This window comes from Thalassobius vesicularis (assembly GCF_004799325.1).
GTDB classification, from domain to species: domain Bacteria; phylum Pseudomonadota; class Alphaproteobacteria; order Rhodobacterales; family Rhodobacteraceae; genus Thalassobius; species Thalassobius vesicularis.
The window spans coordinates 158,982-182,759 of the sequence record NZ_SSMD01000001.1 but is presented as its reverse complement, the minus strand read 5'-3'; the positions used below and the strand labels follow the sequence as shown (position 1 = coordinate 182,759).

The 23,778-nt window shown below is 65.0% G+C and carries 23 protein-coding genes; 15 read left to right on the top strand and 8 right to left on the bottom strand.

Annotated features, from left to right (window positions below; genetic code table 11):
• Nucleotides 1-6: 6 nt before the first annotated feature.
• The 5 genes from E7681_RS00900 to lgt all read right to left on the bottom strand — a co-directional run bounded on the left by E7681_RS00900 (nucleotide 7) and on the right by lgt (nucleotide 3,972).
• On the bottom strand, nucleotides 7-756 hold the full coding sequence (locus E7681_RS00900) for a Hint domain-containing protein (RefSeq protein WP_168733126.1): 750 nt from the start codon (nucleotides 754-756) through the stop codon (nucleotides 7-9).
• Between the two features lie 282 nt (nucleotides 757-1,038).
• Complete coding sequence (locus E7681_RS19240) at nucleotides 1,039-1,173, bottom strand: hypothetical protein (RefSeq protein ID WP_281277639.1); 135 nt, start codon at nucleotides 1,171-1,173, stop codon at nucleotides 1,039-1,041.
• A gap of 107 nt (nucleotides 1,174-1,280) precedes the next feature.
• Nucleotides 1,281-2,036 carry a peptidoglycan editing factor PgeF gene (pgeF, locus tag E7681_RS00895; protein ID WP_136337374.1) on the bottom strand — a complete coding sequence of 252 codons (756 nt, stop codon included), beginning with the start codon at nucleotides 2,034-2,036 and terminating at the stop codon, nucleotides 1,281-1,283.
• The gene (locus E7681_RS00890) at nucleotides 2,033-3,094 is read right to left on the bottom strand and encodes a class I SAM-dependent methyltransferase (protein ID WP_136337373.1); all 1,062 of its coding nucleotides are present in this window, start codon (nucleotides 3,092-3,094) and stop codon (nucleotides 2,033-2,035) included. Before E7681_RS00890 ends, pgeF begins: the two co-directional genes overlap by 4 nt.
• Nucleotides 3,091-3,972, bottom strand: coding sequence for a prolipoprotein diacylglyceryl transferase (gene lgt / locus E7681_RS00885; RefSeq protein ID WP_136337372.1), 882 nt, complete (start codon nucleotides 3,970-3,972; stop codon nucleotides 3,091-3,093). The genes E7681_RS00890 and lgt overlap by 4 nt, the downstream gene beginning before the upstream one ends.
• A 96-nt stretch (nucleotides 3,973-4,068) precedes the next feature.
• Here lgt and E7681_RS00880 point away from each other — a divergent pair, with 96 nt between their 5' ends.
• Nucleotides 4,069-4,314 (top strand): accessory factor UbiK family protein, encoded by a 246-nt coding sequence (locus E7681_RS00880; RefSeq protein ID WP_136337371.1) that lies wholly within the window; start codon nucleotides 4,069-4,071, stop codon nucleotides 4,312-4,314.
• 36 nt (nucleotides 4,315-4,350) lie between these two features.
• On the opposite strand, the gene E7681_RS00875 is transcribed toward E7681_RS00880, so the two are convergent.
• Entirely contained in the window at nucleotides 4,351-4,782 is a 432-nt protein-coding gene (locus E7681_RS00875) for an Lrp/AsnC family transcriptional regulator (RefSeq protein ID WP_136337370.1), read from the bottom strand.
• Between the two features lie 117 nt (nucleotides 4,783-4,899).
• On the opposite strand from E7681_RS00875, the gene rocF reads away from it, so the two are divergent.
• The 7 genes from rocF (at nucleotide 4,900) to E7681_RS00840 (ending at nucleotide 11,001) form a co-directional block, all read left to right on the top strand.
• A complete protein-coding gene (gene rocF / locus E7681_RS00870; RefSeq protein WP_136337369.1) occupies nucleotides 4,900-5,832 on the top strand; it encodes an arginase in 933 nt (310 codons plus the stop codon).
• A complete protein-coding gene (locus tag E7681_RS00865) occupies nucleotides 5,829-6,875 on the top strand; it encodes an ornithine cyclodeaminase (RefSeq protein ID WP_136337368.1) in 1,047 nt (348 codons plus the stop codon). The genes rocF and E7681_RS00865 overlap by 4 nt, the downstream gene beginning before the upstream one ends.
• Before the next feature lie 270 nt (nucleotides 6,876-7,145).
• The gene (locus tag E7681_RS00860; protein WP_136337367.1) at nucleotides 7,146-7,646 is read left to right on the top strand and encodes a type III secretion system chaperone family protein; all 501 of its coding nucleotides are present in this window, start codon (nucleotides 7,146-7,148) and stop codon (nucleotides 7,644-7,646) included.
• Between the two features lie 36 nt (nucleotides 7,647-7,682).
• A complete protein-coding gene (gene proC / locus E7681_RS00855; protein ID WP_136337366.1) occupies nucleotides 7,683-8,498 on the top strand; it encodes a pyrroline-5-carboxylate reductase in 816 nt (271 codons plus the stop codon).
• Nucleotides 8,491-8,829, top strand: coding sequence for a tRNA-binding protein (locus E7681_RS00850; protein WP_136337365.1), 339 nt, complete (start codon nucleotides 8,491-8,493; stop codon nucleotides 8,827-8,829). The genes proC and E7681_RS00850 overlap by 8 nt, the downstream gene beginning before the upstream one ends.
• Nucleotides 8,829-9,797 carry a 2-hydroxyacid dehydrogenase gene (locus E7681_RS00845; protein WP_136337364.1) on the top strand — a complete coding sequence of 323 codons (969 nt, stop codon included), beginning with the start codon at nucleotides 8,829-8,831 and terminating at the stop codon, nucleotides 9,795-9,797. The genes E7681_RS00850 and E7681_RS00845 overlap by 1 nt, the downstream gene beginning before the upstream one ends.
• 82 nt (nucleotides 9,798-9,879) lie before the next feature.
• Nucleotides 9,880-11,001, top strand: a complete 1,122-nt coding sequence (locus E7681_RS00840) for a beta-ketoacyl-ACP synthase III (RefSeq protein ID WP_136337363.1) — start codon at nucleotides 9,880-9,882, stop codon at nucleotides 10,999-11,001.
• 53 nt (nucleotides 11,002-11,054) lie between these two features.
• Here E7681_RS00840 and E7681_RS00835 read toward each other — a convergent pair whose 3' ends face one another.
• Complete coding sequence (locus tag E7681_RS00835; protein ID WP_136337362.1) at nucleotides 11,055-11,651, bottom strand: thymidine kinase; 597 nt, start codon at nucleotides 11,649-11,651, stop codon at nucleotides 11,055-11,057.
• Between the two features lie 358 nt (nucleotides 11,652-12,009).
• On the opposite strand from E7681_RS00835, the gene E7681_RS00830 reads away from it, so the two are divergent.
• Together E7681_RS00830 and E7681_RS00825 are read left to right on the top strand one after the other, a co-directional pair.
• Nucleotides 12,010-12,468, top strand: a complete 459-nt coding sequence (locus E7681_RS00830; protein WP_136337361.1) for a hypothetical protein — start codon at nucleotides 12,010-12,012, stop codon at nucleotides 12,466-12,468.
• Nucleotides 12,469-12,472: 4 nt separating this feature from the next.
• Nucleotides 12,473-13,333, top strand: coding sequence for a helix-turn-helix transcriptional regulator (locus tag E7681_RS00825; RefSeq protein WP_136337360.1), 861 nt, complete (start codon nucleotides 12,473-12,475; stop codon nucleotides 13,331-13,333).
• A gap of 516 nt (nucleotides 13,334-13,849) precedes the next feature.
• On the opposite strand, the gene carB is transcribed toward E7681_RS00825, so the two are convergent.
• Complete coding sequence (gene carB / locus E7681_RS00820) at nucleotides 13,850-17,179, bottom strand: carbamoyl-phosphate synthase large subunit (protein WP_136337359.1); 3,330 nt, start codon at nucleotides 17,177-17,179, stop codon at nucleotides 13,850-13,852.
• Between the two features lie 201 nt (nucleotides 17,180-17,380).
• Between carB and E7681_RS00815 the strand changes: the two genes are divergently transcribed.
• The 5 genes from E7681_RS00815 to E7681_RS00795 all read left to right on the top strand — a co-directional run bounded on the left by E7681_RS00815 (nucleotide 17,381) and on the right by E7681_RS00795 (nucleotide 23,778).
• Nucleotides 17,381-18,493, top strand: coding sequence for an aminodeoxychorismate synthase component I (locus E7681_RS00815; RefSeq protein ID WP_136337358.1), 1,113 nt, complete (start codon nucleotides 17,381-17,383; stop codon nucleotides 18,491-18,493).
• The gene (locus E7681_RS00810; RefSeq protein ID WP_136337357.1) at nucleotides 18,454-19,101 is read left to right on the top strand and encodes an aminotransferase class IV; all 648 of its coding nucleotides are present in this window, start codon (nucleotides 18,454-18,456) and stop codon (nucleotides 19,099-19,101) included. The genes E7681_RS00815 and E7681_RS00810 overlap by 40 nt, the downstream gene beginning before the upstream one ends.
• Nucleotides 19,102-19,214: 113 nt before the next feature.
• Entirely contained in the window at nucleotides 19,215-20,996 is a 1,782-nt protein-coding gene (gene aspS, locus E7681_RS00805; protein WP_136337356.1) for an aspartate--tRNA ligase, read from the top strand.
• Between the two features lie 159 nt (nucleotides 20,997-21,155).
• Nucleotides 21,156-22,550 carry a DUF1800 domain-containing protein gene (locus E7681_RS00800; RefSeq protein WP_136337355.1) on the top strand — a complete coding sequence of 465 codons (1,395 nt, stop codon included), beginning with the start codon at nucleotides 21,156-21,158 and terminating at the stop codon, nucleotides 22,548-22,550.
• 10 nt (nucleotides 22,551-22,560) lie between these two features.
• The gene (locus tag E7681_RS00795) at nucleotides 22,561-23,778 is read left to right on the top strand and encodes a DUF1501 domain-containing protein (RefSeq protein WP_136337354.1); all 1,218 of its coding nucleotides are present in this window, start codon (nucleotides 22,561-22,563) and stop codon (nucleotides 23,776-23,778) included.

Genomic DNA, 23,778 nt, shown 5'->3' with positions numbered 1-23,778 from the left:
CCGATCTTAGTAAATGTGGGACTGAAGCAACTGCGCGTCATCCGTGCGGCGATGCGCCATTGGGCCGAATCCCGACAGGTTGATCAGGTGCGGGAACAGCGACAGGAACAGGCGCAGCATCTCGGGGCCCAGTAGCTCGGCGCGGTGGGGGCCGGGGTGGAAGGATTCGGTCGGCAGGCCGCTGGTCACGATGGTGGCATGCTGCGGCAGGACGACGTGGAACACGCGGGTCGGGGACGGCGGGGTCAGCTGGAACACACCGTCGCCATCGACCAGATCCTGCACCGGCACATAGGCCGCATCCGGGCCCTGACCGCGCAGAACGCGGGCGCCCGGCCCAAGGATGGTGTCCACAACGGGCCGGCCGATCCCGAAGCGGTCCGCCATGATCCGGACCAATCGAGAGAGTTCAGGCCGATCGGCCGGCACGTTGGGAATGATCTGCATCGAGCCGATCCACTGCACGGTCTGGAAACCGTGCTCGACCGTCTCGACCTGCATACCGGGTTGCAGATCCTCGATGGCGCAGGGGCCGTTCGGAGTGCTGAGCAGCAGGCCACGGCCAAAGGCCGAGAAGGCTGCCTCGAACGCAGGAAGGGAGGGCGCGATGACCTGCCGGAACGCGGGCGAGTCACCGTCCAGATAGGCGATGTCATAGCGCCGGGTCACGCCGGGCCGACGCGCCGAAACGCCACCGTGGCGGGCCAAGGTCGAGGGACGGGCAACCGTGTCGAACACGGGGGCAAACTTATTCATGTACGCACCATTCCTGGTTCGTCGCATCCGCGTCGGCCCCCACCGACAACGACAGAAGGACAGTTTCCATCTGTTAGTTCGGAAATAATGCCCGGTTGCGGCGGGTATTGTCAAAGATTTCAATCTATTGTGTCCCGCGCCGCCGGGAAATGCCTGCCCGTTGCCGGGATTGTTTCGTCTGGCCGGAACAGTCGGCCACATTGCTGCCACATTGCGATTCGGCGAAAAAAGGGCCGCCCCGGGGGGCGGCCTGATCACAGTCTTGGGCGCATGGAAATCGGATCAGCTGGCGCGTTTCGCGGGCTGAGGGGTGGCGGGCTTCACAGCCGGGCGCTTGCGCGCCCAGGGCATCGCGGGCATCTCGGATTTCGAGGTCTCGATGATGGATTTCATCCAGCGTTTCTGCTTGCGGGCCATTCTGTGCTCCTGCCGGTAAGTCTGTCTTGGAAACAATCTGACCGCGCAATGAGGCATTGTTTGGGCGATGGCGTTCGCAGAATGGGGAACTATTGTGGCAGGCTGCCTCAGAGTCGGATGACAGAGATCAGGCGTCCGTAATCCGCCTCGCCCGCGTGGGTGGTGCGGCGGTAGGAGAAGAAGCGATCCGGGTCGTGATAGGTGCAATGGCCGATCCATTCGGCCTGACCGATCCCGGCAGTGCGCAGGCGGTGCAACCCGTACGAGGGCAGGTCGAACATCATGCGGTCGCCCTGACCCTTGGCAAAGAAGCGGGCGTTGTCGGGGGCTTCGGCCAGAAAGGCGGCCAGGAATTCGGGCCCGACTTCGTAGGCGCGCTGGCTGATGGTGGGGCCGATCACGGCGCTGATGTTGGCGCGGGTGGCGCCGAGGCTCTCCATCGCGTCCAGCGTCGATTCGAGCACGCCATCCAGCGCGCCGCGCCAGCCGGCATGGGCTGCGCCGATCACCCCGGCGGAGTCGTCAGCAAACAGAACGGGCTGGCAATCGGCGGTCAGGATGCCAAGGGCGATGCCGGGCGTGGCGCTGACCATCGCGTCGGCGGGGCCGGATTGCGGGCCGGGCTGGGTGACGACGACGACATCGGGGGAATGGGTCTGGTGAATGGTCACCAGCGCCTCGGGCGGTACATCCATCGCACCGGCGACGCGGGTGCGGTTGATCGAGACGATCTCGCGTTGATCGGACGAGCCGAAGCCGCAGTTCAGGCCGGAAAAAATGCCGGACGAGGCACCGCCCTTGCGGGTGAAAAACCCGTGCTGTGTGTCGCGCAGAAGGTCCGATGTCAGGAATTCAAGCGTCATGGTTCCAGTCCGGGGGGTGGGGTTTGTCCGTCGGGATAGAGGCCGATCACTTTGAACAACGTCCCCATTTCGGCCGGGTGCGTCAAGCGGCGATGTGCGGCGATCAGGTCGTCCAATGCGGGGCCGGTCAGGCGCTGGGCCAGGGCCTGCGCGCGCTGGGTGATGCCCAGCCGTTCGAGGAACACGCCTTGCGTGCACAGGCGGGTGAAACGGGCGGGGGCGGCGGCGAGGGCCAGCGCCTCGAAGTCGACATGGGCGGTCAGGTCGGCCTGTCCGGGGTCGGTCAGCGGGTCGGTGTGCTGGTGGGCGCGCAGGGCTTGCAGCGTGTCACCCAGACTGCGCCAGTCGCCGTAATCCACGATCAGCGCCACGCCGCCATGCGTTGCGATGCGGGTGCCCAGATCGGCGGCGATGGCGGCGGCGGGGGCGCAGAGCTCGACCAGGTTGCCGTCTTCGGTGTCTGCTAGCCGGTGGTCCAGATCGGCCACGGGGGTGGGCGCGGTCAGCGCAAAGGACAGGGTGCCGTCGGTTTCGGTAACGCGCCGCTCGGCCCAGTTATCGCCGGAGCGGATGAACTGGCGGATCGGCAGGGCGTCGAAGAATTCGTTGGCCACAAAGTAGGTCGGGCCGTCGGGCAGGTTGGCAAGGGTGTCGTGCCATACGGGAGCGTATTGTGTCAGGCGGCTGGCCTGTTCGGCGCGCAGGGTGGGCGATGCCTCGATCAGGTGCAGGCGCATGGCGGCATGAAAGCCGGGAACCGCGCGGGTGGCGCGCAGGATGTCGGCCATCAGGGTGCCACGGCCGGGGCCGGCCTCGGCCAGGAGAAACGGCGTCGGTGCGCCTTGGTCCAGCCAGCTTTGCGCCAGTGACAGGCCCAGCAATTCGCCGAACATCTGGCTGATTTCCGGCGCGGTGGTGAAGTCGCCCGAGGCGCCCAGCGGGTCGCGCGTGGTGTAATAGCCCAGCGTGGGGTGCAGCAGGCATTCGGCCATGTATTCGGCCACGGACAGCGGGCCGGTGCGGCGGATGCGGGCGATGAGGTGGTCGGTCATGCTCATGCGCGGCGCCGGGCGTAGAGGATGAAGCCGATGCCGATCAGCACCATCGGCAGGGACAGAAGCTGGCCCATGCTGAGGCCCCAGTCGCCCAAGCGGACGACATGGCCCAGCGGGTTGTCGACGCTGATGAACTGGTCGTCAGCTTGGCGGAAATGTTCCACGATGACGCGGGCAAGGCCGTAGCCGGTCAGGAAGGTGCCCATGATCAGGCCGGGACGTTTCAGCGCGCCGCGGCGGAAGGCCAGCCAAAGCAGCAGGGTGCCAAGGATCAACCCCTCCAACGCCGCCTCGTAGAGTTGCGAGGGGTGGCGGGCGCAAAGGCCGAGGATGCCCTCGCAGGTCTGGGCCGAGGCACCGGGGAAGATCACGCCCCAGGGCAGGTCGGTGGGACGGCCCCAGAGTTCCGCGTTGATGAAGTTGGCGATGCGGCCCAGCATCAGCCCGGTCGGCACGGCCAGCGCCAGCAGATCGCCGGTGGACAGGCGCGGGATGCGGTTGCGGGCGGTAAAGATCAGCGCGGCGATCACGACCCCAAGGAAACCGCCGTGGAAGGACATGCCGCCCTCCCATATGCGCAGGATGTCGGCGGGGTGGGTCAGGTAATAGCCGGGGCGGTAGAACAGCACGAAGCCCAGCCGCCCGCCAAGGATGATGCCAAGGATCATCCAGGTCAGCAGATCCTCGACCTGCCGGTCGGTCATGGGGGGCTGATCGCGCCACAGGGCGGGGCGGCGGACGGCGGCCAGAACGATGCGCCAGCCGATCAGGATGCCCGCGATATAAGCCAGCGCGTACCAACGCAGGGCGAACTCGATCCCGAACAGGGAGATCGAGAAAATCTCGGGCGTCAGCGGCGGAAAGGGGATGGCGTAGATCATGCGTCTGTGTGCCTCTGGCCATGTGGGAAAGTCAACCTTGTGGCCGGAGCCATCACAGCCCATATAGGGGGCAACTCGTAACGGTGGAGACGCAAGATGCAGACCCGGAACAAATTTCTGGACGACATGTCCCAATTGATGACCAACGCGATGGGCGTGGCGCAGGGCGCCAAGACCGAAGCGGAAACCGCGATGAAAAGCCTGATGGACCGCTGGCTGGCCGACCGCGATTTCGTCACGCGTGAAGAATTCGACGCCGTGCGCCTGATGGCGCAGAAAGCCCGCGAAGAGAACGAGGCCCTGAAGGCCCGTCTGGACGCGCTGGAAAAATCCGCCAAGTAAGGCGATGTGGCCCCGTCCGGCGCAAGGGCGGGGCGCTTAGCCCGAGACGTGGCTGAGCAACAGGCAACTTTCCGAGTTCACCACGCCGGGGATTTCCCGGATTTGCCGCAGCACATTGTCGAAACTGACAAGGCTGTCGGCACGAATCTCGACGACCAGATCCCACGCGCCGTTGGTGGAATAGACGGTGGACACCTCGGGGATGCGGGTCAGCGTGCGGATGACGGCGCGCGACATCGACCCCTGTAGTTCCACCATCGAGATCGCGCGGACCTCTCCTTCGACATCGACATCGGTTTCAATGGTGAAGCGGCGGATGCGCCCTTCCTCGACCAGCGATGCCAGCCGGTTTTTCGCGGTGGTGCGCGACACGCCCGCCTTGGCGGCCAGCTCGGTCACCGACAGGCGGGCGTTCTGGCGCAGGGCCGAGATCAGGGCGCGGTCGGCAGGGGTGAGTGGGGTGGGCATGTCGTTTTGTCCATTTCATTGCGCAATATGGCAAGTATAGCCGCGAATTTGCGCAAAATAATAGGCCAATATGACAAGGCCCCGTGCGATCCTGTTTGAAACGAAAGGAACGCGCCAATGACCAAGACCTGTGCCCTTCTGGGGGCTCCGATTGAAACGGGGGCTTCGCAACCCGGCTGCATCATGGGCCCGGCCAGCCTGCGCACCGCCGGACTGGCGCGGGTGCTGGGCGAACTGGGCTGGCAGGTCAGCGATCTGGGCGATCTGGGCATCCCGACGGTCGCGCCGCTGCCCCATGCCAATCCCGCGCTGCATCACCTGGCCGAGGCCCGTGCCTGGATCGAGGCGCTGACCCCCGCCGCACATGCCGCCGCGCGCGATCACGATCTGCCGATCTTCATGGGCGGCGATCACTCGATGGCGGCGGGCACCGTGGCGGGCGTGGCGCGTCATGCGGCCGATCTGGGCCGCCCGCAGTTCGTGCTGTGGCTGGACGCGCACCCTGACCTGCACTCGCTGCACTCGACCACCAGCGGCAATCTGCACGGCACGCCAGTGGCGTATTTTACCGGGGCCGAGGGGTTTGACGCCTATCCGACCCTGACCCATGCCGTCGATCCGGAGAACGTGTGCATGATGGGCATTCGCTCGGTCGATCCGGCGGAACAGGCGCGCATCACGGACACCGGCATCGAGGTGCACGACATGCGCGCGATTGACGAAACCGGCGTGCTGGCCCCGCTGCGCGCGTTCCTGGCCCGCGTGGCCAAGGCGAACGGGCTGCTGCATGTCAGTTTCGACGTGGATTTCCTGGACCCCGGCATCGCCCCCGCCGTCGGCACCACCGTGCCCGGCGGCGCCACCTTCCGCGAGGCGCATCTGATCATGGAGGAGCTGTGCGACAGCGGCCTCGTCACCTCGCTGGATTTGGTGGAGTTGAACCCCTTTCTGGATGAACGCGGGCGCACGGCGTCGCTGCTGTGCGATCTGACGGCCTCGCTCATGGGCCGCCGCGTTCTGGACCGCATGACCCGGAGCTTTGCCGCATGATGCTGGAACCGTCACACTTGGCCTTTGTGCCCTTCGTTTCCGTCCAGAACATGATGCGGCTGGTGCATCATGTCGGGGCAGAGCAATTCCTGACCGAGCTGGCCACCTATATCGAGGCCGATTTCAAACGCTGGCCCGAGTTCGACAAAACGCCGCGCGTCGCCAGCCATTCGCGCGAGGGCGTGATCGAGCTGATGCCGACCGCCGACGCGGAAAACTATGGCTTCAAATACGTCAACGGCCACCCGGCGAACATGCGGCGCGGCTATCAGACGGTGACGGCGTTCGGTGTGCTGTCCTCGGTCGCGAATGGCTATCCGATCCTGCTGACGGAAATGACCGTGCTGACGGCGCTGCGGACGGCGGCGACCTCGGCGCTGGTGGGGCGGTATCTGGCACCCAAAGGTGCGCAGGTCATGGCAATGATCGGCTGCGGCGCGCAGTGCGAATTCCAGGCGCTGGCGTTCCGGGCGATCTGCGGGATCAACCGGCTGCGGCTGTGGGATATTGATGCGCGCGCGATGGAGAAGGCCCGCACCAATTTGCAGGCCGTGGGCTTTGACGTGGTCGTCTGTGCCAGCGGGCATGACGCGATCGAGGGCGCGCAGATCATCACCACCTGCACGGCGGACAAGCAATACGCGACGGTGCTGACCGACAACATGGTCGGCGCGGGCGTGCATATCAACGCCATCGGCGGCGACTGCCCCGGCAAGACGGAACTGCACAGCGACATCCTGCGGCGCGCGGATATCTTCGTGGAATACCCCGAACAGACCCGGATCGAGGGCGAGATTCAGGCGCTGGACCCTGACCATCCGGTCACCGAACTGTGGCGCGTCATGCGCGGAGAGGCCCCGGGCCGTACCGATCCGCGCCAGATCACCCTGTTCGACAGCGTGGGTTTTGCGATCGAGGATTTCTCGGCCCTGCGCTATGTCCACGCCAAGGTCGAGGGCACGGATTTCGCGGAACCGCTGGACATGCTGGCCGATCCGGACGACCCGCGCGACCTGTTCGGGATGCTGCAACGCGCGAAATAGAGCGTCAGACAGGCTGACTTTTTCCACAGGCATCCGCATCCGTCGGGTGCCTGTTTTTATTGCATCCTTTTTACTCATTATTCGGTGGTCAAACGCAATTCGTCCACAACTTATTGCGGTTATCCCCAAAATTTAGCTTTACAGAACAACGATCGCGCAGGCACCATATATGGTAAGGAAGGCGGAAACCTCCCCTTCCTTTAGAGCAGACACCTAGCGTTAGGGGCGTCAAAAACCCGTTACGCTAACCAGCAAAAAAGAGGTGGCGCCATGGCATTGTCCGAGCAGTTTCTGCAAGAAGACCTTCATCCCATCGACCTGGTCGAGCATATCGCCGAGCATCACGAATGGGAATTCGACCGCATCGCAGACGATCAGATCGCGATGGCCGTTGAAGGACAGTGGCGCACCTACTCGATCACCTTGGCATGGTCGGATTACGACGAAACCCTGCGGCTGATCTGCACCTTCGAGATGGAACCCCCCGAAGATCGCCTGCCCGCGCTGTACCACGCGCTGAACGAAACCAACGATCAGTGCTGGGCCGGGGCCTTCACCTTCTGGGAAGAACCAAAGCTGATGGTCTATCGCTACGGTCTGGTTCTGGCGGGCGGTCAGATCGCCACGCCCGATCAGGTGGACACGATGATCCGCGCTGCCGTGCTGAGCTGCGAACGCTACTACCCCGCCTTCCAACTGGTGGTCTGGGGTGGGCGAGAGCCCGCAGATGCGCTGCAGGTCGCCATTGCAGAGGCCTACGGCCGCGCGTAACACTTCGCCCCGAACCAAACAGGCGAGGGGATAATCATGGATATGCAACATGTGGCCACGGCCGGGCTGGTATTGCTGGGCTGTGGCAAGATGGGTTCGGCCATGCTGGAGGGCTGGCTGAAACAGGGGCTGCCCGCGACGTCGGTCTGGGTGCTGGACCCGCGCCCGTCGGAGTGGCTGAAGGCAACAGGCGTGCATGTGAACGCCGCGCTGCCCAAGGCCCCCGCGATCGTGCTGGTCGCTGTCAAACCGCAGATGATGGGCGACGCGCTGCCGACCTTGGCGGCGATGGGCAATGGCGCGACGATGTTCGTTTCGGTCGCTGCGGGCACGCCGATTGCGCGGTTCGAGGAGGTGCTGGGCGCCCAGACCCCGATCGTGCGCGCGATGCCGAACACGCCTGCCGCCGTGGGGCGCGGGATCACGGCGATCATCGGGAACGCCCATGTCAGTGACGCCCAACTGGACCTGGCCGAGGGGCTGCTGCGCGCCGTGGGGCAGGTCGTCCGTTTGCAGGACGAAGGTCAGATGGACGCGGTGACGGGCGTGTCGGGCTCGGGCCCTGCCTACGTGTTCCACCTGATCGAGACGCTGGCCAAGGCCGGCGAAGCGCAGGGGCTGCCCGCCGATCTGGCGATGCAACTGGCCAAGGCCACCGTGGCGGGTGCCGGTGCACTGGCCGAAGCGGCGGAGGAGACGCCCTCGCAGCTGCGGATCAACGTGACCAGCCCGAACGGCACCACGCAGGCCGCGCTGGAGGTGCTGATGGACGAACAGGCGGGTTTCCCCGCGCTGCTGACCCGCGCCGTGACGGCCGCGACCCTGCGATCCAAGGAGCTGGCCCGTGGCTGAGATTACGTTCGACGACTTCCTGAAGGTGGATATTCGGGTGGGTAAGGTGCTGCGCGCCGAACCCTATCCTGAGGCACGTAAACCGGCGATCAAGCTGTGGGTCGATTTCGGCCCCGAGATCGGCGAGCGCAAGACCAGCGCGCAACTGACCGCGCATTACACGCCTGAAACTCTGGTGGGCCGCACCGTCATGGGCGTGGTCAACTTCCCCCCGCGCCAAATCGGCAAGTTCATGTCCGAAGTGCTGGTGCTGGGCGTCCCCGACGCGGACGGAGAGGTCGTGCTGCTGACCCCCGACCAAGACGTCCCCCTGGGCGGGAGGATGTTCTGATGGCGCGTTCCGGCCCCCCGCGCGTGCTGATCGCGCGCCCCTTGCCCGACGCGGTGATCGAGCGGGCGCGCTCGCTGTTCGACGTGGAGCTGCGCGCCAATACCCAACCGATGAGCGGGGCCGAGATGCGCTCGGCCCTAGCGCTGTATGACGGGGTGATGCCGACGCTGGGCGATCGCTTCAGCGCGGATATTTTTGCCGAGTTCGGGCGGCCTCGCTGCCGGATCCTGGCGAATTTCGGGGTGGGCTATAACCATATCGACGTGGCTGCCGCCGCCGCGCATGGGGTGAAGGTGACGAACACCCCCGGTGCCGTGACCGATGCCACCGCCGACATCGCCATGACCCTGATCCTGATGAGCGCCCGCCGCGCGGCCGAGGGCGAACGGCTGGTCCGATCCGGCCAATGGCAGGGCTGGCACCCGACCCAGATGCTGGGGATGCATGTGACGGGCCGCACGGTCGGTATCGTCGGCATGGGCCGCATTGGGCAGGCCATTGCGCGGCGCTGTCACTACGGGTTCGGGATGGAGGTGCTGTTCCACAACCGCTCGTCGAAATCGGTGGATTTCCCGGCGACGCAGGTGGACAGCCTGACCGAGCTGGCCGCGCGCGTGGACATCTTGGTTGCCGCCGTGCCGGGCGGGGCCGAGACGCACCACCTGATCGATGCGCAAGTGCTGGCCGCGATGCAGCCGCATGCGCATTTTATCAACATCTCGCGCGGGGACGTGGTCGAGGAAACCACGCTGGTCGCCGCCCTGCAAGCGGGCCAGATCGGCGGCGCGGGGCTGGACGTCTACGAGCATGAACCCCAGGTGCCCGACGCCCTGCGCAAGTTGGACACCGTGACCCTGCTGCCGCATCTGGGCACCGCCGCGCTGGACGTGCGGACGGATATGGGCATGATGGCTTTGGATAACCTTGCGGCGTTTTTCGACGGAAAACCGCTGCCGAACCCGGTCTGATCGGGGTTGACCAAGGGGAAGCGGGGCTTGACCCCGCGCCTGCCTTGCCCGATCAATTTGATCACTTTCTCAGGGGGCGCCGATGCATAACGTGGCTATTACCGGAACCGGGGTCTTCACCCCGTCCGAAGTCATCACCAATGACGAGCTGGTGGAGGCGTTCAACGCCTATGCCGATCTGTTCAACGCCGAGCACGCGGATGCAATCGCGGCGGGCAAGGTGACGGCGCTGGAGCATTCCTCCTCGGAGTTCATCTTCAAGGCCTCGGGGATCGAGCAACGCTATGTGCTGGACAAAGAGGGCGTGCTGGACCCCACCCGCATGTTCCCGCGGTTCCGCCAACGCTCGGACGACGAGCCGGGGATCATGACGGAGATCGCGCTGGAGGCATGCAAGACCGCGCTGGCGCAGGCGGGGCGTTCGGCCGAGGAGGTGGATCTGGTGATCTGCGCCGCGTCGAACATGGAGCGTGCCTATCCGGCGGTCGCCATCGAGATCCAGAACGCGCTGGGCGCGGGCGGGTTCGCGTTCGACATGAACGTGGCGTGCAGCTCGGCGACCTTCGGGATTCAGGCGGCGGCGGACATGATCCGCTCGGGCTCTGTCCGTTGCGCGATCGTGGTGAACCCCGAGATCACCTCGGGGCACCTGGAATGGCGCGACCGGGACTGCCACTTCATCTTTGGCGACGTGGCGACGGCGACGGTGCTGGAACGCGAAGAGGACGCCAAGGGCGCGCATTTCATCGTGCACTCGACCCGCTGCGCCACGCAGTTTTCCAACAATATCCGCAATAACAACGGCTTCCTGCGGCGCAACCGGCCCGACGGGATGGTGGATCGCCGCGACATGCAGTTCATGCAGAACGGCCGCAAAGTGTTCAAGGAAGTGGTGCCGATGGTGTCGGCGCATATCCTGAGCCACTTGGCCGACGCCGAGGTCGAACCCACCAGCCTGCGCCGGCTGTGGCTGCACCAAGCGAACAAGTCGATGAACGATTTCGTGGGCCGCAAGGTGCTGGGGCGCGAGCCGGAACCGGGCGAGCAGCCGAACATCCTGCAGGATTACGCCAATACCTCGTCGGCGGGGTCGATCATCGCCTTCTCGAAGTATTCGGACGACATGCAGCCGGGCGACAAGGGCGTGATCTGCTCGTTCGGAGCGGGCTATTCGGTCGGATCGGTTCTGGTCGAGCGCCGTTGAGCGCCCCGGAATTTTCGAAAAATTCCGGACAAATTTCTTTGAAAGAAATTTGCTCAGCCCGTGGTGGAGGGGCGATCTCCGATGGCCTCGCGCCAGTGGCGGCGGCATAGGCTGACATAGGTCTCGTTGCCGCCGATCTGCACCTGCGCGCCTTCGCGGAGGGCTTTGCCGTCGCCGCCCATGCGGACGACCATCGTCGCCTTCTTGCCGCAATGGCAGATCGTGCGGACTTCGCGCATTTCGTCGGACAGGGCCAGCAGGGCGGCCGAGCCGGGGAACAGCTCCCCCTGGAAATCGACGCGCAGGCCGTAGCACATCACCGGCACGTCCAGATCATCGACCGCGCGGGCCAGTTGCCAGACTTGCTGTTTCTCCAGAAACTGCGCCTCGTCCACGAACACGCAGGCGACGGGCCCCTGATCCAGACGGGCGGCCAGCTTCGCGTAGAGGTCCTCGCCCGGGCCAAAGGTGTCCGCGTCCGAGCCGATCCCGATGCGCGACGCAATCCGCCCTTCGCCGGCGCGGCGATCGAACTGGGCGGTCAGCAGATAGGTCTGCATCCCGCGTTCGCGGTAGTTGTGCGACGCCTGCAGCAGCACCGTCGATTTGCCCGCATTCATGGTGGAGTAGTTGAAATACAGCTTTGCCATGGCCCGGGTTTTCCCGCCAATCGCCCGCTGTTGCAAGCATCGTTTTGAAGGGGGCAGACGGGTCCGCGATACCGCGGAACTGACGGGCCTGGGCCCTTGGGGATGGTCGGCACCTGTATGGCACCACGAACCCGTCTTAACGACCGGGAAACCCGGCCGGCTTCGAACCCGCACACAAAGGTCCGAAACCAGGATTTGCCAGTCAAAAAGCACCAGCAACTTGTTACTTTCAAACAACTTGACGCCCCATAAATACACTCGGGGCACGGTTAAGGATGACATGTGAGGGCAAATTGATTAATGGGAAACGATCGACGGTTTTCCCCCTGTCGAGTGACTGTTGTGTAAAGGCTTGCGAATGAAGGTTGTCGCCGGGTACCTGAAGAAACATACAGAGGCGCTGGTCAAGGACGTTGGCATCGAAGCCGCGTGCGAGATTACCGGCAAATCCAAGGCGACGCTGGGCCGGTATTACTCGGACAACCCTGAACATGCCGACCGTTTCATGCCGATCGACGCCGTTGCGATGCTGGAGGGGGCGGCCTCGTTCCCGCATGTGACCAGCGCGCTGGCGGATTTGCGGGGGATCTCGTTGTCCTACACCGCCGAGCGGCGGAACGACAACGACAAGGGCGGCATCAACTCGGACGTGATTGCGCTAAGCCAGCGGTTCGCAATGCTGATGGCCGAATACAACCAGTCGATCGAGGATGGCATCATAACCATCAACGAGGCCAAACGGCTGCTGAAGGAAACGCTGGCGCTGCAGCATGTCTTGATCGAGATGAAGCTGCACCTGGAAGAAGAGGCGACCTGAGCCGATGCCCCAACCGCCCAAGGCACGCAAGCTGTCAGAGGCAGAGGGGCACACGCCGCGGCTGTTACAGGACTTCCTGACCGATATCGAACAAAGCACGCGGTCCGTTCAGGTGTGGGAGCGGCTGGTCGAACTGGGCCGGACGGTTCAGTTGCCGTTCATCGATTTCATCGCCGCCAGCAGCTATGCCGATTGGCGGCGGACGTTGTTCGTGCGGACCTCGTACGATTCCAACTGGCTGAACGATCTGTACACTGACCCCGAGGTGCAACGCTGGTCGACCTTTCGCGCCCACGCCTCGCAGTACCTGACGCCGATCCTGATCGGGCTGGAATTCACTGACCCGGCAGAGGTGGGGCCACGCCGGATCGAGGTGCTGAAGATGGCGGCCGAGCGTGGCATTCGGGCCGGGTTCTCGGTGCCGTTGCGGGTGCATGTACCGCCGCAGGCTGCGTTGATCAGCTTTTCCGGGAACCACGACCGCGCCGCCATGCTGGAGATCGTGGCGCAGCACGGCTGGACGCTGAACGTGGCCGCGATGGTGGCGCATCAGCGGTATATGCGGCATTTCTCGGCCGAGTTCTTTGAGCGTAACGAGATCACCGACAAGCAGCGCGAATTGCTGCAGATGGTGGGCAAGGGCCTGCAGGACAAGCAGATCGCGGCCGATCTGGGAATTTCGGTCTCGGCGCTGCGGCAGCGGATGCACAGCCTGATGGCCAAGGCCAACCTGTCCAATCGCGCCGAGATCGCCGCCCTTGCCATGAGCACCGGCCTGCTGCCGGACCGACAATTCTACACGGGCGAAAGCGAGCATCTGCTGGTCGAGATGGACAATGCCGGGGTCCGCACACGCCCGTTGTGAGCCAAAAAATAAGACCTTCCGGTTGCCCGGAAGGTCCTTGTTTCTGAAATGACTTATGAAACACTTTGCCCCCAAATTGGGACGGAGGGACTGTATTTCCTTGGCCCTGAGATCCGCCATCTTGCCCGTTGGGGAGTAGGCTCAGGCGATCCTCATAACCTAAAGTATAGGCTTTGATAGCCTTTCTGTCGTGTCATTTCCGTGACGGCAAACCCTGCGGGTACTGGAAATTATTACAGGGTGGCGGTGTTTTTGCGTGGTTAAGAAATCGTTAACCGGTTGGAAAAAAATGCAAATTGACCTTAGGTGACCTTTGGGAAACTTTTTCGCCGTACTCAGAAAGGTGCCTATTTATGCGGCAGCCACACATCCCTTGCGAGAGTCAAATGTATTCAATATCCTAAATACGAGAAATCTGACTGTTGGGTCGGGCAATCCACGGCGAATCACCCCCGCGAAAACGAAAGGGCGAGGTCCGTATGGACCCCGCCCCCAATCGTTGGTTTGTCCGTCAGATCAGCCCTGCAGCGCCATCACGCCGAAGTCACCCTGCGCGCGGGCCTGCATCGCCTGTGCGGCGGCTTGCGCGCCGGCGGCGGTGGTGAAGTAGGGGATCTTGTCGTACAGCGCGACCGAGCGGATCTCGCGGCTGTCAGACACCGATTGCGCGCCTTCGGTGGTGTTCAGGACCAGCTTGATCTGGCCGTCCTTCAGCAGGTCCACGATGTTCGGGCGGCCTTCGTAGACCTTGTTCACGTGGTCGCAGGCGATACCGTTTTCCTGCAGCCAGGTGCCGGTGCCACGGGTGGCGACCAGCCCAAAGCCCAGCTCGACCAGGGTGCGGGCGGCTTGTGCCATCGCGGGGGTCTTGTCGTCGTCCTTGATCGAGACGAACACCTTGCCTTCGGTCGGCAGATGGGTGCCAGCGCCCAGCTGCGCCTTGAGGAAGGCCATCGCAAAGGACACGTCCCAGCCCATCACCTCGCCGGTAGAGCGCATTTCCGGGCCCAGGATCGTATCGACACCGGGGAAGCGGGCGAAGGGCAGCACGGCCTCTTTCACGCTGAACCAGGGCATGTTCGGATCGGCCAGGGTCATCGGGTCGGCCATCGGCAGGGTGCCGGGCTTGGCGTCCTTGGGGTATTCGCCGCGGAACGGGAAGTTCGACAGCGGTTCACCCGCCATCAGGCGCGCGGCGATCGACGCGATGGCCGAGTCGGTGGCCTTGGCGACGAAGGGCACGGTGCGCGAGGCACGCGGGTTCACCTCGATCAGGTAGATCTCGCCGTCCTTGACCGCGAACTGCACGTTCATCAGGCCGACAACGCCCAGGGCCAGGGCCAGGGCCTCGGTCTGGCGGTGGATTTCGTCGATGATGTCCTGCGGCAGCGAGTAGGGCGGCAGCGAGCACGCGGAGTCGCCCGAGTGGACGCCCGCCTCTTCGATGTGCTGCATGATGCCGGCGACGTGGACCTCTTTGCCGTCGCACAGCGCGTCGACGTCGCATTCGATGGCACCGGACAGGTAGTTGTCCAGCAGCACGGGGCTGTCGCCGGACACGACGACGGCCTCTTTGATGTAGCGTTCCAGCTGGGCCATGTCGCGGACGATTTCCATCGCGCGGCCACCCAGAACGTAGGAGGGACGGATCACCAGCGGGAAGCCGATTTCCTCGGCGATGGCCAGCGCCTGCGCGTCGGTGCTTGCGATGCCGTTATGCGGCTGCTTCAGGCCCAGACGGATGACCAGCTGCTGGAACCGCTCGCGGTCCTCGGCCAGGTCGATGGCGTCGGGGGTGGTGCCCAGGATCGGGATGCCTTCTTCGAACAGGGCGTTGGCCAGTTTCAGCGGGGTCTGGCCGCCGAACTGAACGATCACGCCGTGCAGGGTGCCGTTCTGCTGCTCGGTCCGCAGGATTTCCATGACGTGTTCAAAGGTCAGCGGTTCGAAATACAGGCGGTCCGAGGTGTCGTAGTCGGTCGACACGGTTTCGGGGTTGCAGTTGACCATGATGGTTTCATAGCCCGCGTCGGTCAGCGCGAAACAGGCGTGGCAGCAGCAATAGTCGAACTCGATCCCCTGACCGATCCGGTTGGGGCCGCCGCCCAGAATGACGACTTTCTTCTTGTCGCTGGGGCGGGCTTCGCATTCAACCTCGCCCATCATCGGGGCTTCGTAGGTTGAGTACATGTAGGGCGTCTGCGCCTCGAACTCGGCGGCGCAGGTGTCGATGCGCTTGAACACGGCGTTCACGCCCAGGTTCTGGCGGGCGCGGCGGACGTTGGCCTCGGTCCGGCCGGTCAGCTTGCCCAGACGCGCGTCGGTGAAGCCCATCATCTTGAGCTTGCGCAGGCCGTCCTCGGTGACGGGCAGGCCGTCCTTGCGGATCTTGTTCTCGGTTTCCACGATTTCGCGGATGCGGGCCAGGAACCACGGGTCGAACATGGTGGTGGCGTGGATTTCTTCGTCGCTCAGCCCGTGGCGCATGGCTTGCGCGATGGTGCGCATCCGGTCGGGCGTGGTTTTCGAGATCGCCTTGATCACGGCGGCCTTGTCGGGCGCGCCGGGGATTTCGACTTCGTCAAAGCCGGTCAGGCCCGATTCCATCGAAGCCAGCGCCTTTTGCAGCGACTCGTGGATGGTGCGGCCGATGGCCATCGCCTCGCCCACCGATTTCATGGCGGTGGTCAGGTAGGGCTCGGAGCCGGGGAATTTCTCGAACGCGAATTTGGGGATCTTGGTGACGACATAGTCGATGGTCGGCTCGAAGCTGGCCGGGGTCACCTTGGTGATGTCGTTGTCCAGCTCGTCCAGCGTGTAGCCCACGGCCAGTTTCGCAGCGATCTTGGCAATCGGGAAGCCGGTCGCCTTGGAGGCCAGAGCCGACGAACGCGACACGCGGGGGTTCATCTCGATCACGACCATGCGGCCGTCAGCGGGGTTGATCGCCCATTGCACGTTCGAGCCGCCGGTTTCGACGCCGATTTCACGCAGCACGGCGATCGAGCCGTTGCGCATGATCTGGTATTCCTTGTCGGTCAGCGTCAGCGCGGGGGCCACGGTGATCGAGTCGCCGGTATGCACGCCCATCGGATCGACGTTCTCGATCGAGCAGACGATGATGGCGTTGTCGGCTTTGTCGCGCACGACTTCCATCTCGTATTCTTTCCAGCCCAGCAGCGATTCATCGACCAGGATCTGGCTGACCGGCGAGGCCTCAAGGCCCGAGCGGCAGTAATATTCGTAATCGTCGCGGTTATACGCCACGCCGCCGCCGGTGCCGCCCAGGGTAAAGGCGGGGCGGATGATGGCGGGCAGGCCGATCTCTTCAAGGGCTTCCAGCGCCTTGGCGACGCCGGCCTTGATGTCGTACTTGCCGTCCGGTTTCTTGGGCGAGGACACGATGGTCGCCTTGGGGTTTTCCAGGCCGATGCGGTCCATCGCTTCGCGGAACAGCTTGCGGTCTTCGGCCATCTCGATGGCTTCGCGGTTGGCGCCGATCAGTTCGACGCCGAATTTTTCCAGCACGCCCATGTCGGCCAGCGCCAGAGAGGTGTTCAGGCCGGTCTGACCGCCCATCGTGGGCAGCAGTGCGTCGGGGCGCTCTTTCTCGATGATCTTGGCGACGGTCTCGGGGGTGATCGGCTCGATATAGGTGGCGTCGGCCAGACCCGGATCGGTCATGATCGTCGCGGGGTTCGAGTTCACAAGGATGACCCGGTAACCTTCTTCGCGCAGGGCCTTGCAGGCCTGGGCGCCAGAGTAGTCGAATTCGCAGGCTTGCCCGATCACGATAGGTCCGGCGCCGATGATCATGATGGAGGAGATATCGGTTCTTTTGGGCATGGCGGACCTCTTGTGAGCATTGGGCAGCATTGAACAGGGGTATGACTCACCCCGCGCAAATTGTCGTGGGTTATAGCCATCGGTCCCGACTGTGCAAGGGGGGAACGGGAATCATCTGCGATCTGTCGCAGATGGACTGTTTTCGCCCCTCAACTGGTCTATAGCACCCCGGGGAGGGCAGATCACGAAGGGTGAGGTGCCTTGAGACTACGATTCGATCATGGCCCGGCGGGGGCGGTGGCGGTATTCGCCCGTCCCGTGGCGCAGATCGTGGCCGAGCGGCCCGAGCAGGTGGCGCCTGCCCTGGCCGAGCTGGCTCGCGTTCAGGCGCGGGGGCTGTGGCTGGCGGGCTATGCCAGTTACGAGCTGGGTTATGCGCTGGAGCCGCGCCTGCACGCGCTGATGCCGAACGACCGGCGGCTGCCGTTGCTGCACTTCGGTGTGTACGAGGCGCCCGAGGATGCGCCGCCGCTGAACGGCGCGGGCGCGTTGCACGATCTGGCCCCGCGCTGGGACGGTGCGCGCTATGCCCGCGCGTTTCAGGCCGTGCACGACTATATCGGCCGCGGTGACATCTATCAGGCCAACCTGACCTTTCCGGTGGATGCGGTGGCCGAGGGAACGGCTGCGGGGATTTATGCGTCATTGGTGGCGCGACAACCGGTCGGCCACGGCGCGCTGGTCCAGACGGACGGGGTGGCGCTGCTGTCCCGCTCGCCCGAGTTGTTCTTTCGCACCGATGCGGGTGGGCGCATCCAGACCCGCCCGATGAAAGGCACCCTGCCGCGCCTGCCCGATCCGGCGGCGGATGCCCGGCAACGCGCCATTCTGGCCGGGGATGAGAAGAACCAGGCCGAGAACCTGATGATCGTGGACCTGCTGCGCAATGACATCAGCCGGATTTGTCAGGCGGGCTCGGTCCGGGTGCCGGACCTGTTCGCGGTGGAAACCTATGCGACGGTGCATCAGATGGTCTCGACCGTGCAGGGGCGGTTGCGTCCGGGCACCGGGCTGGACGGGGTTTTGCGGGCGCTGTTCCCGTGTGGCTCGATCACCGGGGCACCGAAACTGCGGGCGATGCAGATCATCCGCGAACTGGAACCCTGGTCGCGCGACGCCTATTGCGGCACCATCGGCTGGGCCGCGCCGGACGGACGCTCGGAATTCAACGTGGCGATCCGTACCGTCATGCTGGAGGGCGCGCGCGCCACGCTGAATGTCGGCGGCGGGGTGGTCTGGGACAGCACCGCCGCATCGGAATATGAGGAGGCGCTATGGAAAGCACGCTTTGCCCGGACGCTGATACCCGCCTGATCGAAACCTTCGGCTGGCTGCCGCAGCACGGCGCGCGGGCGCTGGGGCTGCATCTGGACCGGATGGCCCGCAGCAGCGCGGCGCTGGGTTTTGCGTTCGACCGGGGCGCGGCCGAGCAGTTGGTCGCAACGATCCACGCCGAGGCCCCGCAACGCTGCCGCCTGACGCTGGGTGCCTCTGGGGATCTGGAGCTGACGCGCGCGGACCTGCCGCCCTCGCCCCCCGAATGGAGGGCGATCATCGCGCCCGACCTGCTGGACCCCGCCGACCCGTGGCTGCGCCACAAGACGACCCGTCGCGCGCTTTATGACCAGCACCGCGCCGCGCTGCCCGAAGGGGTGGGCGAGGCGGTGTTCTTCAACACCGACGGCCATCTGTGCGAGGGCACCATCACCAACCTGTTCGTGACGCTGGCCGACGGGCGGCGCGTGACGCCCGCGCTGTCCTGCGGGCTGTTGCCGGGCATCTACCGGCAGCAACAGTTGGCGCTGGGCGCCGTGACCGAGGCGCTGATCACCCGTCAGGATCTGGCCAATGCCCGCGCAATCACCGCCGGTAATTCGCTGCGCGCAGAGATTCCCCTGCGCCTGACCCTGCAAACCGGTTGAGAATTCCCCGCCATTCAGGCACAGAAGGCCGCGAAACCGGCCGCCTCCCTTGACACTGGCGGCAATGCAATGTGTATCGGCGCAACCGCCGCCACACCGTAAGGAAAAAAGACATGCACGCATATCGCAGCCATACCTGCGCCGCTCTGACCAAGGATAACGTGGGCCAGACCGTCCGCCTGTCGGGTTGGGTCCACCGGGTGCGCGACCATGGCGGCATCCTGTTCATCGACCTGCGCGACCACTACGGCGTCACGCAAGTGCTGTGCGACCCGGACTCGGCCGCCTTTGCCGAGGTCGAGAAGGTCCGCAGCGAGTGGTGTATCCGCATCGACGGCGAGGTGAAGGCCCGCGACGCATCGCTGGTGAACCCAAAGCTGCCCACCGGCGAGATCGAAGTGTTCGTCCGTGACATCGAAGTGCTGGGCGCCGCCAAGGAACTGCCGCTGATGGTGTTCGGCGATCAGGAATACCCCGAGGAAACCCGCCTGCGCTATCGCTACCTGGACCTGCGCCGCGAGGCGATGCAGGACAACATGACGCTGCGCTCGGACGTGGTGGCCTCGATGCGCCGCCGCATGTGGGATCGCGGCTTCCGCGAATTCCAGACCCCGATCATCACCGCCTCGTCGCCCGAAGGGGCGCGCGACTTCCTGGTGCCGTCGCGTCTGCACCCGGGCAAGTTCTACGCCCTGCCGCAGGCCCCGCAGCAGTTCAAGCAGCTGATCATGATGTCGGGCTTCGACAAGTATTTCCAGATCGCGCCCTGCTTCCGCGACGAAGACCCGCGCGCCGACCGCTCGCCCACCGATTTCTACCAGCTGGACCTGGAGATGTCGTTCGTCACCCAGCAGGACATCTTTGACACGATCAGCCCGGTTCTGGCTGGTGTGTTCGAAGAATTCGGCGGTGGCCGCAAGGTCGACGCGCCCGGCGAATGGCCGCAGATCTCGTACAAGGACTCGGCGCTGTGGTACGGCACCGACAAGCCCGACCTGCGCAACCCGATCAAGATGCAGGTCGTGTCCGAGCATTTCGCGGGCTCTGGCTTTGCAATCTTCGCCAAGCTGCTGGAGCAGGACGGCACCCAGATCCGCGCCATCCCCGCACCCACCGGCGGCAGCCGCAAGTTCTGCGACCGCATGAATGCGTTTGCGCAGAAAGAGGGCCTGCCGGGCATGGGCTATATCTTCTGGCGCGACGGTGCGGACGGCATGGAAGCCGCTGGCCCGCTGGCCAAGAACATCGGCCCCGAGCGCACCGAGGCGATCCGCCAGCAGCTGGGCTTGGGCGTCGGCGATGCCGCGTTCTTCCTGGGGGGCAAGCCCAAGTCGTTCGAGAAGGTCGCCGGCAAGGCCCGCGACGTCATCGGCGCCGAGCTGGGCCTGACCGAGACCGACCGTTTCGCATTCGCCTGGATCGTCGATTTCCCGATCTACGAACAGGACGAGGAAACCGGCGAGATCGACTTCGAACACAACCCGTTCTCGATGCCGCAGGGTGGCCTGGACGCGCTGAACGGTGACCCGATGGAGGTCCGTGGCTTCCAGTACGATCTGGCCTGCAACGGCTACGAGCTGGTGTCCGGCGCGATCCGGAACCACAAGCCCGAGGTGATGCTGAAGGCGTTCGAGATCGCCGGCTACGACGAGGCCGAGGTGAAAAGCCGTTTCGGTGCGCTGTATCAGGCGTTCCAGTACGGCGCCCCGCCGCACGGTGGCTGCGCGGCTGGCATCGACCGGATCGTGATGCTGCTGGCCGACACCGCCAACATCCGCGAGGTCATCATGTTCCCGATGAACCAGCGCGCCGAGGACCTGATGATGAACGCGCCCTCCGAGGCGTCCAGCGACCAGCTGATGGAGCTGTCGCTGCGCATCATCCCGCAGGACTGATCCCGTCACAGGATTGCAAAACGCCCGGGGGAAACTCCGGGCGTTTTCGTTTGCGCGCGGTATGGGCAATGTTCCGCCCGCGCCCCGAACCGCGCCGCAAGAAAGCTGCAATTCACCCGTATCAGCCCTATCTTGAACCCAAACAGCACGAGGAGCGCGATGGCCTTCGATCCGAAACTTGCCGAAATCCGCTTTGGCACCGGGCTGGCGCGGCGCATTTTGGGGCCAGACTCGGTCGACCAGATGCTAGAGAGGCTGACCGGCCCCGACCTGATCGCCCGCGATTACCCGATCGAGACCTTCCCCGCGTTCCAGAAACGCATCATCGAGGCGCGCGAGACCGGCAAGGCGTACCGGCAGGCCAAGAACGCCGCCAACGCGCCCGAGCTGGCCAAGATCCATGACCGGGTGAAACAGGATGCCCGCCGCGCCCAGTCTTACTGGATGCTGCAGGTGCTGGGGCGGCGCAGCTATACGCAGGACGGTTTCCGCGAACGGCTGATCGCCTTCTGGACCGACCATTTCACCGTGATCGGCAAGGGCGCCGTGATGCGCCGCGTGGCCCAGCCCGTGGCCGAGACATTCCTGCGGCCCAACATGACCGGCCACTATGCCGACCTGCTGATCGCGGGTGTGACCAATCCGGGGATGGTGAACTATCTGGATCAGCAATTCTCGGTCGGGCCGAACGCACCGGCACGGGCCAAGATGCCGCCCGCGCGCGGGTTGAACGAGAACTTGGCCCGCGAGGTGCTGGAGCTGCACACGCTGGGCGTGGACGCGCCCTACACCCAGAAAGACGTGCGCGAACTGGCCGAGCTGCTGACCGGGCTGGGCATCGACGCTGACGGCGCTCAGGTGTTTCGCGAAAACTGGGCTGAACCGGGCAGCGAGATGGTGCTGTCGCAGACCTATGGCGGCGATCCCGCGCGGATGGATCACATCCGCTCGGTCCTGACGGATCTGGCGGTGCATCCGGCAACCGCACGGCACCTGTCACGAAAGCTGGCGGTGCATTTCCTGGGCGACCGGCCCGACCCCGCCGTGGTCGAGGCGATGGAGCGCACCTGGCGCGACACCCGCGGCCATCTGCTGAGCGTCTACCGCGCCATGCTGACCCACCCCAACGCATGGACGCCCGAGCGCGTGAACGTGAAGCCGCCGTTCGATTTCATCTCGTCCGCGCTGCGTGTGTTCGCGGCAGACCCCAAGCCGTTCAAGGGCAAGCCCAACGATGTCGAGCAGCGCATCCGCAAGCATTTCCTGAACCCGCTGCAACGCATGGGGCAGCCGTGGGAATTGCCGATCGGCCCCGATGGCTGGCCCGAACAGGATGACGCCTGGGTGACGCCGCAGGGTCTGGCGACGCGGATGGAATGGGCGCTGGAAACGCCGCAGGTCTTGCTCAAAGGGCTGCCCGACCCCCGTGAATTCGTCGAGATGGCACTGGGCCCCAACCCGCCCGAATCCGTCCGATTCGCAGCAAAAGCTGCCGAAAGCCGTGCCGAAGGGATCGCGCTGGTGCTGATCTCTCCGGCGTTTCAGCGCCGATAAGGAGCGTGTGATGACCGACTGGACCCGCCGCAAACTGCTGACCCGATCCCTGGCGCTGGGCTGCTCGGCAGCGGCCAGCCCGCTGCTGACGCCGATTTCGCTGGCCGCCGGGCCGTGGGACAACCGGCTGGTCGTCATCATCCTGCGCGGCGCGATGGACGGGCTGGACGTGGTGCAGCCCTACGGCGACCCGGCCTACGCCGCCGCCCGCCCCAACCTGAAGGGCGGAGAGGCCGGCGGCGGGCTGGACCTGGACGGGTATTTCTCGCTTCACCCTGCGTTAGAGGCGTTGATGCCAATGTGGCGCGCCGGAGAGTTGGGCTTTGCCCACGCCGTCTCGACCCCCTATCGCGACAAGCGCAGCCATTTCGACGGGCAGGATCTGCTCGAGGCTGGCACCCCCGATCTGGGCCCCGCCACCGGGCGCGATGGCTGGCTGAACCGGATGCTGCAAACCGTGCCGGGGATGCGCCCCGATCTGGCCTATGCCATCGGCCACGAAAACCTGCTGATCCTGACCGGGCAGGCCCCCGTGGCCAACTGGTCGCCGGATGTGCGACTGAAACTGTCGCCGCAGGGGCGCCGTCTGGCCGAGTTGGTGATGCACGACGACCCCGCCTTTGCCGACGCCTTTGCCGAGGCCGCGCAGCAACTGGACAGCGGTGACGGTGGCATGATGGCGGTGCCGACGGGCACGGATATGGACATGGCGGGCCTGTCCAAGAAAGGCACCGAGGGCATCCGGCAGGTCGCCGCCTTTGCCGGGGAAAAACTGCTGGGGGACACGCGCATCGCTTCGTTCTCGATCGGCGGGTGGGATACGCACAGGTTCCAGCCCGGCGCGCTGCCTCGGGCGTTGACGCAGCTGTCGGACGCGCTGTTGGTGCTTAAATCGACGCTGGGCGACACTTGGGGCAAGACCGCCGTGGTGGCGATGACGGAATTCGGACGCACCGTGCGCGAGAACGGCACACGTGGCACTGACCACGGCACTGGCGGCGCGATGCTGCTGGCGGGCGGTGCGATCCGGGGCGGGCAGGTGGCGCGCGATTGGCCCGGCCTGTCCGAGGCCGCCCTGTACCAGCGCCGCGACCTGATGCCCACGCGCGACGTGCGCGCCTATGCGGGCTGGGTGATGCGCGGCCTGTTCGGGCTGGACGCGTCAGTACTGGAGCGTACGGTTTTTCCGGGGCTGGACCTGGGGCCGCGCCCGTCGCTGATCCTTTAG

Coding starts and splice junctions, on each gene's coding strand:
- E7681_RS00900 (WP_168733126.1), bottom strand. CDS start 756: ATGAATAAGTTTGCCCCCGTGTTCGACACGGTTGCCCGTCCCTCGACC.
- E7681_RS19240 (WP_281277639.1), bottom strand. CDS start 1,173: ATGGCCCGCAAGCAGAAACGCTGGATGAAATCCATCATCGAGACCTCG.
- pgeF (WP_136337374.1), bottom strand. CDS start 2,036: ATGACGCTTGAATTCCTGACATCGGACCTTCTGCGCGACACACAGCAC.
- E7681_RS00890 (WP_136337373.1), bottom strand. CDS start 3,094: ATGAGCATGACCGACCACCTCATCGCCCGCATCCGCCGCACCGGCCCG.
- lgt (WP_136337372.1), bottom strand. CDS start 3,972: ATGATCTACGCCATCCCCTTTCCGCCGCTGACGCCCGAGATTTTCTCG.
- E7681_RS00880 (WP_136337371.1), top strand. CDS start 4,069: ATGCAGACCCGGAACAAATTTCTGGACGACATGTCCCAATTGATGACC.
- E7681_RS00875 (WP_136337370.1), bottom strand. CDS start 4,782: ATGCCCACCCCACTCACCCCTGCCGACCGCGCCCTGATCTCGGCCCTG.
- rocF (WP_136337369.1), top strand. CDS start 4,900: ATGACCAAGACCTGTGCCCTTCTGGGGGCTCCGATTGAAACGGGGGCT.
- E7681_RS00865 (WP_136337368.1), top strand. CDS start 5,829: ATGATGCTGGAACCGTCACACTTGGCCTTTGTGCCCTTCGTTTCCGTC.
- E7681_RS00860 (WP_136337367.1), top strand. CDS start 7,146: ATGGCATTGTCCGAGCAGTTTCTGCAAGAAGACCTTCATCCCATCGAC.
- proC (WP_136337366.1), top strand. CDS start 7,683: ATGGATATGCAACATGTGGCCACGGCCGGGCTGGTATTGCTGGGCTGT.
- E7681_RS00845 (WP_136337364.1), top strand. CDS start 8,829: ATGGCGCGTTCCGGCCCCCCGCGCGTGCTGATCGCGCGCCCCTTGCCC.
- E7681_RS00840 (WP_136337363.1), top strand. CDS start 9,880: ATGCATAACGTGGCTATTACCGGAACCGGGGTCTTCACCCCGTCCGAA.
- E7681_RS00835 (WP_136337362.1), bottom strand. CDS start 11,651: ATGGCAAAGCTGTATTTCAACTACTCCACCATGAATGCGGGCAAATCG.
- E7681_RS00830 (WP_136337361.1), top strand. CDS start 12,010: ATGAAGGTTGTCGCCGGGTACCTGAAGAAACATACAGAGGCGCTGGTC.
- E7681_RS00825 (WP_136337360.1), top strand. CDS start 12,473: ATGCCCCAACCGCCCAAGGCACGCAAGCTGTCAGAGGCAGAGGGGCAC.
- carB (WP_136337359.1), bottom strand. CDS start 17,179: ATGCCCAAAAGAACCGATATCTCCTCCATCATGATCATCGGCGCCGGA.
- E7681_RS00810 (WP_136337357.1), top strand. CDS start 18,454: ATGGAAAGCACGCTTTGCCCGGACGCTGATACCCGCCTGATCGAAACC.
- aspS (WP_136337356.1), top strand. CDS start 19,215: ATGCACGCATATCGCAGCCATACCTGCGCCGCTCTGACCAAGGATAAC.
- E7681_RS00800 (WP_136337355.1), top strand. CDS start 21,156: ATGGCCTTCGATCCGAAACTTGCCGAAATCCGCTTTGGCACCGGGCTG.
- E7681_RS00795 (WP_136337354.1), top strand. CDS start 22,561: ATGACCGACTGGACCCGCCGCAAACTGCTGACCCGATCCCTGGCGCTG.